Source organism: Curtobacterium sp. L1-20 (assembly GCF_048755855.1).
In the GTDB taxonomy this organism is placed as follows: Bacteria; Actinomycetota; Actinomycetes; order Actinomycetales; family Microbacteriaceae; genus Curtobacterium.
The window spans coordinates 329,054-342,073 of the sequence record NZ_CP151473.1; the positions used below are offsets into that span (position 1 = coordinate 329,054).

The following is a 13,020-nucleotide window of genomic DNA, read 5'->3' on the forward strand; positions in this document are numbered from 1 at the left end:
GGGCGAGTCGGCCGTCGCCGCCCGACGAGCGGCCCTCCGGGCGGCCTGGAGGCGCGGCTCGGCTCAGGCGTTCCGGCGCCAGTCCGACAGGAACCGGGCCCCGGCCTCGTCGTGGATCACGCCGTCGGGTGCGGTGAGCACCGGGTACGGCGTCGCCGGCACCCCGTCGGCGGGCCGGACGTCGACGTGGGCCACGTCGTGGCCGTTCGCGTGCAGCCAGTCCGCCATGGCGTAATCGCTGCGCGAGTCGCCCATCGTGCGCCACGCGACGGGCAGCTCGCCGTCGCGGGCGAGGAGCTCGAGGGACCGCGCGGCCCCCAGGTCCTTGCCGCTGCGGTCCGACTCCACGTCGGTCGAGATGATCGTCGGGTCGATGCGCCACTGCACGGCGCCGTCGGCGTCGGGTCGGGCGTCGTCGAGCCGGCGCACACCGAGACCCCGGCGCTCGAGTGCGGCCATCGCCTTCGCGTCGAACTCCGGCTGGCGGGCGAGGTACGTCGCGTTCGGCACCTCGACGCGCTGCTCGATCGACACCATGGCGCGCTTGGTCTCGTCGAAGAACACCAGGTCGGCGTACTCGTCGCGGACCAGCTCGCGCATCTCGTCGGCGTAGTCGCGGGGCAGGGCGAGGTCCTCGGCGACGGTCAGCTCACCCATGCCGCCCTCGTACTGCGGCCCGATCGAGCACCACACCGCGCCCTTCTCGCAGACGGCGTGCACGCGGCCGCCGGCGGCCAGGCCACCGGCGAGGAGCGGTCCCACCACCTCACGCCGGATGAAGGCGTCGCTGCGGCCGGTGTTGAAGACGACCGGGATGCCCTCGGCAGCCAGCGCCACGAGGTCCTCGACGATGCTCGGGATGGCGATCGTGCGCGAGACGGGGCTCGCGACGGGTCCGTCGACGTCGAGCAGGAGACCGAGGCGGGGTGCGTTCACCGCACCATCCTCGCAGGAGAACAGCGGTCGGAGCGCATGGTGCGCAGCGGAGGATCCGCAGCGCACCGCGCGCTCGACGGCGCGCGGCGACCCGGGCAGCCCGCGCGCTCAGCGGCGCGCAGCGACCCGGGCGGTGAAGCGGTCGAGGACCCGGCCGATCACGTCCGGCGCGGGGACGTGCCCCTGCCCGGGCACCTCGGCGTACTCGGACCCCGGGACGGCCTCGACGAGCGCTCGTGCGGCCTGCCGCATCCAGTCCAGCCCGTCGCCGCCGGCGGTGACGAGCACGGGGACGCCGACCGACGCGGCGACCCGTTCGGGGACCGCCAGCAGGTTGAGCACCCGGACGTCCCGGCTCAGGACGTGCGCGTCGGTGACGAGGGACCGCCACAGGGCCCCCTTCAGCCGGAGGGCGGTGATCTGCCCCATCGGGATCCCGAGCACCCTGGCGAGGAACGCGCGCACGGCCTGGGCGCGACGGCCTGCTGCGACGTGCTCGTCGAGGGCGTCGGCGAACATCACGTCGTCCGCGTGCGGGTCCACGGTGGCGCGGTAGGGCGGTTCGTGGAGCAGCGCCGCGTCGATGGGCACGCCCGCTGCGACGGCGTGGAGCACGACGCCGGCGCCGACGCACATGCCGAGCGCGGTGACCGGTCCGTCGACGTCCGCGACGACCGCGGCCAGGTCCTCGACCTCGCGCTCGATCGCCCAGGGCTCGGTGTCGCCGCTCGCACCACGGCCGCGACGGTCGTAGGTGATCACGCGGTAGCGGTCGCGGAGCTCCGCGGTGAGCAGGTTCACGTAGGGGGTGCCGTGGTGGTCGAACGCGCCGCCGACGACGACGAGCGCAGGACCGTTCCCCCCGTCGGCGACGGCCAGGACCGTCCCGTCCGCGGAGACGACCGTGCGGTCGACGTGCTGGTCCATGGGTTCCTTCGTGCGGCGGTGGTCGACGTGCTGCGTCGGGCTCGGAGCGGACCGTGCGGGAGTCGGTGCTCGCAGTCTGGCAGCCGGACCGGAGGCTGTCTCCCCCCGCTTCCAGGGGCAGAACGCCGGACCTGTCCCTCGACCGCGTGGGTCGGACGTGCCAGGATCGTACGAGTACACCTGTACTCAAAAGATCGGGGACGTCGTGACACTCATCGCCATCATCGCCTGCGAGATCGCCTTCTGGGTCGCGATCGTCGGCGGACTGACCGCGCGGTACCTGCTCCGACGGCCCCGGCTCGGCACCGCGTTCCTCGTCGCCGCTCCCCTCGTCGACCTCGTCCTGCTCGCCCTGGTCGCGGTCGACCTGCTCGGCGGCGGAACCGCGTCGTGGCACCACGGTCTGGCGGCCGTCTACATCGGGGTCTCCGTGGCCTACGGGCACCGGATGGTCGCATGGGCGGACGTGCGGTTCGAGCACCGCTTCGCCGGAGGCCCACCGCCGGAGCGCCTGGCCGGGCGGCGGTACACAGCCCAGTGCTGGGGCGACGTCGCGCGGACGACCCTGGCCGTCCTGGTCGCCGGTGGCATCGTCGGCGGCCTCGTGGTGCTCGTGGGCGACCCGGAGCGGACCGCGGAGCTGCAGGGCGCCGTGGGGGTCATGGGACTCGTCCTCGGGATCGACCTGCTCTGGGCGATCAGCTACTCGATCTGGCCCAGGAAGGCGGACGCGTCGGCGACGGGTCGCGCCGTAGGCTGACCCGGTGCCCCGTCACGTCGACCAGCAGGAGCGGAGCGCCGAGGTCACCGCGGCCTGCCTCCGGATCCTCGAGCGCGACGGCCTGGCCGCCCTGTCCGTCCGGAACGTCGCCGACGAGGCCGGCATCGCCCCGGCATCGCTCCGTCGGCTCTTCCCGAGCCAGGACGCCCTGCGCGAGCACTGCCTCACCAGCATCGAGGACCGCGTCCGGGTGCGCATCACGGCGCTCACGTCGACCGGCCGCACGCTCGCCCTCGACACCCTGGCCGAGGTGCTGCCGCTCGACGCGGAGCGCACGACGGAGATCCTGGCGCAGGTGCAGCTCGGCGTGCTGTCCCGGACCGACGACCGGCTCGCTGCCACCGTTCGACGGCTGGACACCGGTGTCGGAGCCGTCTGCAACCGCGCGCTCGGGATCCTGGCGGACGCGGGCGCGATCGCGTCCGACCGGGACCTCGTCGACGAGGCCGACCGGCTGCACGCACTCGTCGACGGACTCGCGGTCGGGCACACCTGGGACCCGGGTGCACGCAGCCCGGAGCGGGTGCTGGCACTCGTCCGCCTGCACCTCGACGGACTGCGGGCGCCGCGCGACCCCTGAGCGGCGCGGTGTCGGACGGGTCAGCGCCCGCGGTACACCTCGCGGCGGTGACCGGCCCTGACGACGACCACGACGAGTCGCCCGTCGTCGATCACGTAGATGACGCGGTAGTCGCCGACGCGCACCCGCCACTCTGGACTGTTCACGAGCCGCCGTGCCGCCGGGGGTCGCGGTTCCTCGGCGAGGATCATCAGGACGCCTTCGACCAGTCGTCGTGCGTTCGGCGGGAGCTTCCGGATCGCCCGACCGGCGCTCGGCTCGAACTCGATCTCGTAGGTCATCCCATCCCGAGTTCGCGCTTGAGGTCTGCCCACGAGATGTTCTGACCACCGAGGCGCTCGTTCTCCACCCGCGCTTCCTCGACCGCCTTGAGGTCGTCCAGGTCCTCCGCCGCTTCGAGCAACCGGTCGAGGACGTCCGCGTCCACCACCGCCGCGACGCGCTTCTTGCGCCGGGTGAGGTAGACGGGCTCGTGCCGGGCGTCGTCGATGATCGACGCCAAGCGACCGCGTGCTTCCGAGATCGACACTTCGCTCACTCGTACATTCTAGTGTGTTTTGTACACCTCAAACGAGGGCGGTCGTCCCCACCGATTCACGCTCGAGCAGGGATCGCTTGACGTCGAGCCCCCACGCGAACCCGCCGAGACTGCCGTCGGTGCGGAGGACGCGGTGGCACGGCACGAACAACGCCGGAGCGTTCCGCGCACACACGCTGGCCGCGGCGCGGACGGCGTCGGGCCGGCCCATCGCGGCCGCGAACTCGGTGTACGTGAGCACGGCCCCCGCCGGGATGAGGCGGAGCTGCCGCCACCCCTCGGCGAACAGGTCGGTGCCGAACTGCCGAACGGGCACCTGCATCGCGTGGTCCACCTCGCCCGCGTAGAAGGCGTCCACCGCATCGGCCGAGGAGACCCGTCCGTCGACGATGCGGTCCGGGCGGTGTCGGTCGGCGATCCGGCCGAGGATGCGCTCGACGTCGTCCGTCCACCCCGAGGCGAGGACGCGGCCGTCGGCGTCCTCGAGCACGGTGAAGGGTCCGTCAGGGGTGTCCAGGGTCTGGATCGTGGCGTCGGTCATCGTTCTTCCTTCCGGAGGGCAACAGGGACGCTGGCGTGCGCCGCGGCACCGGCCGCGATGGCGCGGTCGATGACCGGCCGCCAGCAGTGCATCGTCAGGTAGCTCCGCCAGGGCGCCACCTGCTCCGACCATAGGGAGAGCTCGCGCGCCGTCCCGGGCAGCCCGAGTTCCTGTGCACCGTTGCGCACGGCGAGGTCGCTGTGGAGGAAGACGTCGGGGTGGTGCCGCACGCGGAGTGCCACGTAGTCCGCCGTCCACGGCCCGATGCCCTTCACCCCGAGGAGCCCGGACCGCAGGTCGTCGAGCGACTGCCCGCCGTCCACGACGAGCGAGCCGTCGGCGAGCGCCGCGGCGACCCGGATGATCGTGTCCACGCGCGCGGTCGGTCCGCGCAGGACCTCACGGCCGCGCTCGGCGATCGTCGCGGCGTCCGGGAACAGCAGCCCGCCGTCGAGCAGTGCCGGGGACACCGGACGGCCGAGCGCCGCCACCAGCCGGGTCTGGGCCGTCCGGGCCGCCGCGACGGAGACCTGCTGGCCGATCAGCGTCCGGAAGAGGGTCTCGTGGGGGTCGACGGCTCCGGGGAGCCGGATGCCGGGCACGCGCGCGACGACGTCCGCCAACGCCGGGACCGTCCCGAGGACGGTGTCCACGGCGACGGGGTCGGCATCGAGGTCGAAGAACGAGCGCATCCGCGCCACGAGCGTCGGGAGGTCGGACAGGTCGGCGACGCGCACCCGCAGGTCGATCCCGGTGGTGTGGCGCACCGCGCCCGGCCCGGCCCCCTCGGCGGCGGCGGCCGACACGGTGACGTGCGCCGCGCCTCCAGGCAGGTCGAGCAGGCGTCCGTACGCGGTGACGCGACCCGTCGGGGCGAGCGTCACCTGCTCCAGCCCGGGGAGGGCGTGCAGGGCGTGCCAGTCGAGCAGCCCCTGCACGTCGAACGGGGCGCGGGCCGGCAGGTGCACGTGCAGGGCTCCGTCCGCGACCGGCTGCAGGGTGCGGCGGGCACGGAGTTCGGTCGGCGTGACGGCGAAGACCTCGCGCACGGTGTCGTTGAACTGGCGCACGCTCGCGAAGCCCGCGGCGAACGCGACGTCGGCGACGGGCAGGTCGGACGAGGTGAGCAGCGTCCTCGCGGTCTGCGCGCGGTGCGCACGACTGAGCGCCTTCGGCCCGGCCCCGAGCTCCGCGGTGAGGATCCGGTTGAGCTGTCGCTCCGAGTAGCCCACGCGCGCCGCGAGCCCCGGCACACCGTCCCGCTCCACGACGCCGTCGAGGACGAGGCGCATCGCGCGGCCGGCGACGTCCTCGCGGAGGTCCCACTCGGGACTGCCCGGTGTCGCCTCGGGCAGGCACCGCTTGCAGGCCCGGAAGCCGGCGAGGTGCGCCGCGGCGCTCGTCCGGTAGAAGGTGACACCCGTGACCTTCGGCGTGCGGGCCGGGCAGCTCGGTCGGCAGTAGATGCCGGTGGAGTGCACCGCGGTGACGAACTGCCCGTCGAACCGGGCATCGCGGGAGGCGACCGCCCGGTGCCGTTCGGCGTGCAGTGCGTCGTTGCCCGGATCGGTCATGTGCCCAGCCTGACACGCGCCACCGACGGGTCACTGGCGGGAATCGGACGGGGCAGTGCGGCATGCGTCCGGCCTGCGCCGGGGAGCGGGCGGCGGCCGGGAGGCGCGGCTAGCGTGGTCGACGTGAGCACGGTGGACGACGTGACCGGTCCCGGCGGCCTGCCGTTCCGGACCGACGTCGAGATCGCGATGCTGCTGGTGTCGGCCCGGCACCGCTACGAGGGGCGTCCCGCGGACGGCGCGCTGCCCGTCCGGTCGACGGACCCCGACGAACGGCAGGGCTCGATCGAGCTGCGCGCCGGCCTCGGGATCGTCGGCGACCGCTACTTCGCCTCACGGGCGCACGTGCACGCCTCCGTGACGCTGATCGCGCTCGAGTCGCTCGAGGCGGTCGGCACGGAACTCGGCGTGACCGTCGACCCGGCGGCGACCCGACGGAACGTCTTCCTGCGCGGGGCAGACGTCGAGGCCCTGCGCGGTGAGCCCTTCGCGATCGAGAGCCCGGGACGCGCGGCCGTCCGCTTCCACGGGTACCGACCCGCGAACCCGTGCGCCTGGATGGACCACGAGGTGGCTCCCGGGGCGTTCCGGGCGATGCGCGGACGGGGCGGGCTGCGGTGCGACCCGGAGTCCGACGGTGTGCTCACCCTCGGCCCCGCGGTGCTCCGCACGGCCCGCCCCGTGGCGCTGCCCAGCCCTGCGGACTAGGCCGTCAGGGCGTGCTCGATCGCGTCGACGAACGCGGGGAGGTCGTCCGGGTTCCGGGAGGTGATGAGGCCGCCGTCGACCTGGACCTCCTGGTCGACCCACTCGCCGCCGGCGTTCCGGACGTCGGTCTGCAGCGACGGGAAGGACGTGATCGTCCTGCCGCTCACGACACCCGCCTCGATGAGGGTCCACGGGCCGTGGCAGATGGCGGCGACGGGCTTGCCGGCCTCGGCGAAGGCCGACACGAGTGCGACCGCGTCGGTGTCCTGCCGGATGGTGTCGGCATTGATCGTGCCGCCGGGGACCACGAGTGCGTCGTACCGGTCCGCGCTGACACTCCCGATGGTGGTGTCGGTGTCGACGGACTTGCCCGGGTCCTTGTCGCCGACGAGGGTCTCGATGGAACCGGACTCCTGCGCCGCCACCGTGACCGTGGCGCCGCGCTCGCGGAGCTGCTCCACCGGGACGACGATCTCGTCCTGCTCCACGCCGTAGTTCGTCGCGATGACGAGGACGTTCTTGCCGTCGAGGGTTGCCATGGTGTGCTCCTTCCGCGGCCCGGTCGTTCCGGCCGCACCGACCAGGATCGTCCGGACGCCCTGGGCACCGACGCAGCCGCGTGCGGGAGACGGACACCCGCTGCGCGACAGCTGCCGGGTGCCGGACGCCGGCCGCGGCCGCTGACGGGTGCGGGCCGGACTCAGCCGCGGAGGCGGAAGGCGTCGCCCTCGCGCGTGACGGTGATGCCGTCGTACCCGCCGACCCGGTAGAGCCCCGCGGTCACCGCGGCCTCGAGCGGTCCGACGACGACGGTGGTCGCCCCCGACGCGATCGCGGCCTCGAGCCCTGCGGGTGCGTCCTCGAACGCCACGCAGTCGCCGGCGTCGACGCCCAGCAGTGCCGCTCCGCGCAGGTACCCGTCGGGGTGCGGCTTGCCGTGCTCGACGTCCTCGGAAGCGACCACCGCGCCGGGCACGTGCACGCCGGCGGCACGCATCCGGTTCACCGCGAGCTCGTGCGGCGCGCTGGTGACCAGTGCGACAGGGACACCCGCGTCGACGAGACGGGACACGAAGTCGGCTGCCCCGGGGACCTCGGTGATGCCGTCGACGTTGTCCGTCTCGGCGGCGATCATCACGTCGACGATGCGCTGCTGCTCGTCGAGGGACAGCTCGGGGAGGAAGTGCTGGACGGTGTCGATGGTCTGCCGGCCGTGCGAGAACCCGAGGATCGTCGCCGGGTCGATGCCGTGCTCCGCACCGAAGCGCGACCACGCTCCCTCGACCACCGCGGTCGAGTCGACGAGCGTCCCGTCCATGTCGAAGAGGACCCCGGACGCCACGATGTCGATCACGCAGGCGACCCTAGCGCGCGCGGACGTACCGTGTGAGGAGGACGTCGCCCTCGCCGCGCAGCACGTGCACCGGACGCATCCGACGCAGGTCTGGCGCCGAGCCCCGGGTGATCCGCGGACCCGCGCCGCCCTCGAGCGACGGGTCGACCGTCAGCGTCAGCTCGTCGACCAGGTCCGCCGCCACGAGCGCACCGAAGAACGACGGGCCGCCCTCGCAGTGGACCGACGTCAGGCCGCGGGCCGTCAGGGCCGCCGCGACGCGGGTGACGTCGACGGCGTCGGGGTCGGCGCCGCTGCACCCCACCACGTCGGCGACCTCCGCGAGCGCGGCGTCGACGCCGTGCGCGGCCCGGTCCGAGGTCAGCACGAGCGGGCGCACCGGCGCCTCGGTGAACACCCGCGAACCGGGGTCGAGCGACAACGAGCCCGAGACGATCGCGAAGACCGGGTGGTCGGGCTCGCCGTGGGCGCGGCGCCACGCGACGTCCGCGTCGTGGAGCACCATCGGGCCGTACCCCTCGTCGCGCACGGTCCCCGCCGCGACGAGGACGACGTCGGCGACCCGGCGGAGCAGGTCGAACACCCGCAGGTCGTCCGGGCCGCCCAGCGCCCCGGTCGTGCCGGCCGCCGACGCCGAGCCGTCGAGCGTGGTGACGAAGTTGACGCGCAGCCACGGGCCGGCCGCCACGTCCGCCGTGTACAGCGCGAGCAGGTCGGCGTCGGAGAGGTCCGCGACCGACGGGGGCAGGAGGTTCACGTGTTGTGCCGTGCTTCCACCGGGGCACGCCACCCGAGCGTCGCCTCCACCATGCGCATCGCGTCGACGCTCTCGACGACGTCGTGCATGCGGACGATCCGGGCGCCGAGCATCGCGCTCACGGTCGCCACGGCGAGCGACCCGGCGAGGCGTTCCCCCCGGGGTCGCCCGAGGGACTCCCCCACGAAGTCCTTGTTGGACACGGCTGCGAGCACCGGGTAGCCGAGCGCGACGACCTCCGGCAGCCGACGGGTCAGCTCGAGGGTGTGCACGGTGTTCTTGTTCAGGTCGTGTCCGGGGTCGACCACGATCCGCGACTCCGGGATGCCCGCGGCGAGCGCACGGTCCACGCGCTCCCGGAGGAAGTCGACGACCGCACGGCCGATGTCCTCGTAGTGCGGCGGTACCGGAAGTTCCTGCCGCGGCGGCGCCGTCGAGTGGGTGATGACGACGGTGGCGTCGGAGTCGGCGACGACCGCGGCCATCCGCGGGTCGGAGAGCCCGGTGGTGTCGTTCACGACCCCGGCCCCCGCGGCGATCGCGGCCTCGGCGACCTCCGGCCGGAAGGTGTCGACCGAGATGACGACGTCGGACTGCTGCGCGAGCTGCGTGACGACGGGCAGCACGCGATCGAGCTCCTCGCGCGCGGGCAGCTCCGGACCGGGGGCGAACTTGACGCCGCCGATGTCGACCCAGTCGGCGCCCTGCTCGGCGGCGCGGACCGCGGCCTCGACCGCGCGGTCGAGCGCGAAGGTCGCACCGCGGTCGTGGAAGGAGTCCGGCGTGCGGTTCACGATGGCCATCACCGCGATGCGGTGGTCGAAGTCGAAGGTGCGCCCGCCGATCGTGCGGACGGGTTCCCGCAGCTCGGGAACCACCCAGCCGGGCGCCGTCACGCGCCGGCCTCGTGGCCGGGTGCGACGGTCGGGGTCGCCCGGGTGCCGTCGCCGGCGCCGATGAGTGCGATCGCCTCGGCGCGACCCGCTGCCTCGGCCAGCGTGCCGCTCGCCGCCACGGTGACGGTCGTCGACGCCGACTGCCGCTCGCCGCGCGTCGTCACGCACTGGTGCTGGGCGTCGAGCACGACGAGGACGCCGTCGGCCCCGAGCCCCTCGGCGATCGTGGCCGTGACCTGCTCCCCGAGTCGCTCCTGCAACTGCGGACGCGAGGCGACCGCGTCGAGGACCCGCGACAGCGTTCCCAGCCCGATGAGTCGGTCGCCCGGGGCGTAGGCCATGTGGGCCACCCCGGTGAAGGGCAGCAGGTGGTGCTCGCACACCGAGCGGAACCGGACGTCCCGCACGATCACGAGCTGTCCACGGTCGCCGTCCTCGGCGTGCACCGTGCCGTCACGGGCGATCGCGACGGCGTCGGTGCCGATCCCGGCGAAGAACTCCGCGTACGCATCGGCGACACGGAAGGGGGTGCGTTCGAGCTCGGGCCGGTCCGGGTCCTCACCGATGCCGAGCAGCAGTTCGCGCACCGCGGCCTCGACGCGGGCGCGGTCCATGCGTGACGTCACCCGTCCATCCAACACCAGCTCTGGCCGGAGAACGCGGGCGCGTCCCCAGGGGAGGTCGACGTGGGGCGGCGAGCCGCGCCTCCCGTCCGGTGGGTCGCCCCGTTCAGTCTCCGACGGCGTGCGCCGCGAACGTCGCGGCGACCGGCCGCTGCGCGCCCCACAGACCGGTGGCCCGGTCGACGGGGACGAGCCCGTACCGGTCCTGCCCCGGCCCGGCAGTGGGCTGGTCGAGGAGTTCGTACAGGAAGACGTGGGTCAGCGTCCGGGGACCGCGGTCGCGGAGAGCCACGAGGGTCTCCTCGAGACGCCGTGCCTGCGCGCCGAGCGCCGCGCGGTCGGTCGCCGCGCCGCCCTCGAGGTTGAGCTCGGTGATGAGGACCTCGCCCTGCGGCAGCGCGCCGATCCGGTCGAGCACGGCGAGGAGTTGGTCGTCGCCCGTCAGGTGGTTCTGTTCCGTGTGCGCGTACCAGTTGAGCGAGTTCACGTCCCACAGCAGGCCGTCCCGGTGCGCGCGTTCGAGGAACCCGGTGTGCTTCCACGCCACGTTCGCGATCGTGCGCGCCGTCGGGTCCCCGAGCCGGACACCGTCGCGGAGGGCGGACTGCACGTTGCGCACCATCGGGTACGCCTCGGTGTCGAAGTGGTCGATCCGGGAACCGTCCACACCGCTCTTGATGGCGACGTTGTCGAGCTCGTTCGCCAACTGGAACCAGGGGATCCGACCGGCGTAGCGCTGGACGACGGGCACGGTGTTGTCGACGAGCGACCCGTACGACCTGCGGTAGCCACCCTCCGGCGTGAGGACGCACAGCAGTTCGAGACCGAGCTGCTCCGCGGTGTCGACGACGGTGTCGTACCAGCGCCAGTCCCACCGGGCGGACATCGTCAGGGGCACGAACCAGTCGAGCCGGTACGCAGTGCACCCGAACACTCTGGCCAGCTGGAGCTGTTGCACCACGTCCGCCGCCGGGTAGGAGAACCCGTCGATCCAGGGGTGGTGACCGCCGACGCCGAACCGCACCGGCGAACCCGCTCGTCGGGAGTGCGTCGCGGCGAGGGGACCGGTCTGGGTGGCGGATGCACCGCCGGCACCGGCGATGGCGAACGCCCCGCCGAGCAGCATCGCGGCGGCGGACTGGAGGACGGCTCGTCGCCCGGTCGTCCCGGAGGTGGTCGTGGCATGGTCGGTGGTCTGCATGCTCGGAACCTAGGCGGCCACTCGTCCCGCCGCGAAGCTCGTAGTATTTCGTGGTGAGCGCCCCGCAGACCGACACCACGCCCCGGAACCGCTTCGCGTCCGGCCTCGACCGTTTCTTCGCCATCACGCACCGCGGGTCGACCATCCCGCGCGAGATCCGCGGTGGACTCGTGTCGTTCGTGACGATGGCCTACATCGTCATCCTCAACCCGCTCATCCTCGGCGGGTTCAGCCAGGACCAAGCACCGCAGGACGTCGTCGGCGGCTGGCTGCAGAACGCGCAGGTCGCCGCGGCCACCGGCCTCGTCGCCGGACTCATGACGATCGCCATGGGCCTCACCGCGAACCTGCCGTTCGGCATCGCAGCAGGGCTCGGGATCAACTCGTTCCTCGCCGTGAGCGTCGTCCACCAGGTGACGTGGGCCGAGGCGATGGGCCTCGTCGTCATCAACGGCGTCGTCATCGTCATCCTGGCGCTCACCGGCATCCGCACGATGATCTTCACGGCGGTGCCGGCGCAGCTCAAGGCCGCTATCACCGTCGGCATCGGCCTGTTCATCGCGTTCATCGGGCTCGTCGACTCCGGGTTCGTCCGCACCACCAAGAACGCGTCGCCGCCGCTGCAGCTCGGCGAGGACGGCTCCGTGTCGGCGCTCCCGACGATCGTGTTCCTCATCGGCCTGGTCATCATCGGCACGCTCATGGCCCGCAAGGTGAAGGGCGCCCTGCTGATCGGCATCGTGGCGACCACGATCATCGCGATCATCCTGCAGGCGATCTTCAAGGTCCCGACGTCGGTCGACTCCCCCACCGGCTGGAACCTCAACGCGCCGGGGCTGCCGAACGCACTGTTCGCCGTCCCCGACCTGTCGCTCGTCGGGCACGCCGACGTCTTCGGGGCGTTCACCCGCATCGGGCCGATCGCCGCGTCGATGCTCGTCTTCACGCTCGTCTTCACCAACTTCTTCGACGCCATGGGCACGATGACCGGGCTGGCGAAGGCCGCGGGCGTCGCGCACCCGGACGGCACCTTCCCGCGGCTGAAGTCGGCGCTCGTCGTCGAGGGTGCCGGCGCGATCGCCGGCGGTGGCGCGTCGGTGTCGTCGAACACGGTGTTCATCGACTCGGCGTCCGGGATCGGCGAGGGTGCCCGGACCGGCATGGCCTCCGTCGTCACCGGCCTGCTGTTCCTCGCGTCGATGTTCCTGACGCCGCTGACGCAGGTCGTCCCGCTCGAGGTCGCCGCCGCCGGGCTGGTCGTCGTCGGCGCGCTGATGGTCGCCCAGGTGAAGGACATCGACTGGACCGACTTCGGCGCGGCCCTGCCGGCGTTCCTGACGATCGTGATCATGCCGCTGACCTACTCGATCGCGAACGGCATCGGCGCCGGCTTCATCAGCTGGGTCCTCATCAAGCTGCTGTCCGGCCGCGGTCGGCAGGTGTCGTGGCTGCTCTACGTCGTCGCTGCGGGCTTCCTGCTGTACTTCGCGCGCGGGCCGCTCGAGGCGCTGCTCGGCGTCGGCTAGCGGCAGGTCCGGTCCGGACCGGAGCGGTTCGGACCGGAGCGGTCCGGACCGTGCCGCCAGGGCGACAGTTCCCGCGAA

At 73.1% G+C, this 13,020-nt stretch carries 16 protein-coding genes; 4 read left to right on the plus strand and 12 right to left on the minus strand.

What is annotated here, in order from left to right; translation table 11 throughout:
• Nucleotides 1-63 precede the first annotated feature (63 nt).
• Both AAEP86_RS02985 and AAEP86_RS02990 read right to left on the minus strand, forming a co-directional pair.
• Nucleotides 64-936 (minus strand): hypothetical protein, encoded by an 873-nt coding sequence (locus AAEP86_RS02985; protein WP_420369063.1) that lies wholly within the window; start codon nt 934-936, stop codon nt 64-66.
• A gap of 108 nt (nt 937-1,044) precedes the next feature.
• Nucleotides 1,045-1,863: an alpha/beta fold hydrolase gene (locus AAEP86_RS02990; RefSeq protein WP_420369064.1), complete on the minus strand. Its 819-nt coding sequence runs from the start codon at nt 1,861-1,863 to the stop codon at nt 1,045-1,047.
• Between the two features lie 205 nt (nt 1,864-2,068).
• Here AAEP86_RS02990 and AAEP86_RS02995 point away from each other — a divergent pair, with 205 nt between their 5' ends.
• Together AAEP86_RS02995 and AAEP86_RS03000 are read left to right on the plus strand one after the other, a co-directional pair.
• Nucleotides 2,069-2,623 (plus strand): hypothetical protein, encoded by a 555-nt coding sequence (locus AAEP86_RS02995; RefSeq protein ID WP_420369065.1) that lies wholly within the window; start codon nt 2,069-2,071, stop codon nt 2,621-2,623.
• Nucleotides 2,624-2,627: 4 nt separating this feature from the next.
• Entirely contained in the window at nt 2,628-3,224 is a 597-nt protein-coding gene (locus AAEP86_RS03000) for a TetR/AcrR family transcriptional regulator (protein WP_420369066.1), read from the plus strand.
• Between the two features lie 20 nt (nt 3,225-3,244).
• Here AAEP86_RS03000 and AAEP86_RS03005 read toward each other — a convergent pair whose 3' ends face one another.
• From AAEP86_RS03005 to AAEP86_RS03020, 4 genes are read right to left on the minus strand one after another with little or no spacing between them, the layout of a single operon-like run.
• The gene (locus tag AAEP86_RS03005; RefSeq protein ID WP_420369067.1) at nt 3,245-3,505 is read right to left on the minus strand and encodes a type II toxin-antitoxin system RelE family toxin; all 261 of its coding nucleotides are present in this window, start codon (nt 3,503-3,505) and stop codon (nt 3,245-3,247) included.
• A complete protein-coding gene (locus AAEP86_RS03010) occupies nt 3,502-3,762 on the minus strand; it encodes a type II toxin-antitoxin system Phd/YefM family antitoxin (protein WP_420369068.1) in 261 nt (86 codons plus the stop codon). The genes AAEP86_RS03005 and AAEP86_RS03010 overlap by 4 nt, the downstream gene beginning before the upstream one ends.
• A 28-nt stretch (nt 3,763-3,790) precedes the next feature.
• Nucleotides 3,791-4,303 carry a methylated-DNA--[protein]-cysteine S-methyltransferase gene (locus tag AAEP86_RS03015; protein WP_420369069.1) on the minus strand — a complete coding sequence of 171 codons (513 nt, stop codon included), beginning with the start codon at nt 4,301-4,303 and terminating at the stop codon, nt 3,791-3,793.
• Entirely contained in the window at nt 4,300-5,877 is a 1,578-nt protein-coding gene (locus AAEP86_RS03020; RefSeq protein ID WP_420369070.1) for a DNA-3-methyladenine glycosylase 2 family protein, read from the minus strand. The genes AAEP86_RS03015 and AAEP86_RS03020 overlap by 4 nt, the downstream gene beginning before the upstream one ends.
• 189 nt (nt 5,878-6,066) lie before the next feature.
• On the opposite strand from AAEP86_RS03020, the gene AAEP86_RS03025 reads away from it, so the two are divergent.
• Nucleotides 6,067-6,585, plus strand: a complete 519-nt coding sequence (locus AAEP86_RS03025; protein ID WP_420370435.1) for an MOSC domain-containing protein — start codon at nt 6,067-6,069, stop codon at nt 6,583-6,585.
• Here the strand turns inward: AAEP86_RS03025 and AAEP86_RS03030 are convergent.
• From AAEP86_RS03030 to AAEP86_RS03055, 6 genes are all read right to left on the minus strand, one after another.
• The gene (locus AAEP86_RS03030; protein ID WP_420369071.1) at nt 6,582-7,124 is read right to left on the minus strand and encodes a type 1 glutamine amidotransferase domain-containing protein; all 543 of its coding nucleotides are present in this window, start codon (nt 7,122-7,124) and stop codon (nt 6,582-6,584) included. The genes AAEP86_RS03025 and AAEP86_RS03030 overlap by 4 nt on opposite strands.
• Before the next feature lie 161 nt (nt 7,125-7,285).
• Nucleotides 7,286-7,939 carry an HAD-IA family hydrolase gene (locus tag AAEP86_RS03035; RefSeq protein ID WP_420369072.1) on the minus strand — a complete coding sequence of 218 codons (654 nt, stop codon included), beginning with the start codon at nt 7,937-7,939 and terminating at the stop codon, nt 7,286-7,288.
• A 10-nt stretch (nt 7,940-7,949) separates the two neighbouring features.
• Entirely contained in the window at nt 7,950-8,696 is a 747-nt protein-coding gene (locus AAEP86_RS03040) for a pyrimidine reductase family protein (protein ID WP_420369073.1), read from the minus strand.
• On the minus strand, nt 8,693-9,592 hold the full coding sequence (gene folP / locus AAEP86_RS03045; RefSeq protein WP_420369074.1) for a dihydropteroate synthase: 900 nt from the start codon (nt 9,590-9,592) through the stop codon (nt 8,693-8,695). Before folP ends, AAEP86_RS03040 begins: the two co-directional genes overlap by 4 nt.
• Nucleotides 9,589-10,206: a GTP cyclohydrolase I gene (gene folE / locus AAEP86_RS03050; RefSeq protein WP_420370436.1), complete on the minus strand. Its 618-nt coding sequence runs from the start codon at nt 10,204-10,206 to the stop codon at nt 9,589-9,591. Before folE ends, folP begins: the two co-directional genes overlap by 4 nt.
• Before the next feature lie 115 nt (nt 10,207-10,321).
• Nucleotides 10,322-11,416, minus strand: a complete 1,095-nt coding sequence (locus AAEP86_RS03055; RefSeq protein WP_420369075.1) for a hypothetical protein — start codon at nt 11,414-11,416, stop codon at nt 10,322-10,324.
• Nucleotides 11,417-11,466: 50 nt separating this feature from the next.
• Between AAEP86_RS03055 and AAEP86_RS03060 the strand changes: the two genes are divergently transcribed.
• Nucleotides 11,467-12,942 carry an NCS2 family permease gene (locus AAEP86_RS03060; RefSeq protein WP_420369076.1) on the plus strand — a complete coding sequence of 492 codons (1,476 nt, stop codon included), beginning with the start codon at nt 11,467-11,469 and terminating at the stop codon, nt 12,940-12,942.
• Nucleotides 12,943-13,020: the final 78 nt, after the last annotated feature.

Bases quoted from the DNA above. Each gene is read 5' to 3' on its own strand.
- AAEP86_RS03020 (WP_420369070.1), bottom strand. From the start codon at position 5,877: ATGACCGATCCGGGCAACGACGCACTGCACGCCGAACGGCACCGGGCG.
- AAEP86_RS03055 (WP_420369075.1), bottom strand. From the start codon at position 11,416: ATGCAGACCACCGACCATGCCACGACCACCTCCGGGACGACCGGGCGA.
- folE (WP_420370436.1), bottom strand. From the start codon at position 10,206: ATGGACCGCGCCCGCGTCGAGGCCGCGGTGCGCGAACTGCTGCTCGGC.
- AAEP86_RS03005 (WP_420369067.1), bottom strand. From the start codon at position 3,505: ATGACCTACGAGATCGAGTTCGAGCCGAGCGCCGGTCGGGCGATCCGG.
- AAEP86_RS03025 (WP_420370435.1), top strand. From the start codon at position 6,067: ATGCTGCTGGTGTCGGCCCGGCACCGCTACGAGGGGCGTCCCGCGGAC.
- AAEP86_RS03030 (WP_420369071.1), bottom strand. From the start codon at position 7,124: ATGGCAACCCTCGACGGCAAGAACGTCCTCGTCATCGCGACGAACTAC.
- AAEP86_RS02990 (WP_420369064.1), bottom strand. From the start codon at position 1,863: ATGGACCAGCACGTCGACCGCACGGTCGTCTCCGCGGACGGGACGGTC.
- AAEP86_RS03015 (WP_420369069.1), bottom strand. From the start codon at position 4,303: ATGACCGACGCCACGATCCAGACCCTGGACACCCCTGACGGACCCTTC.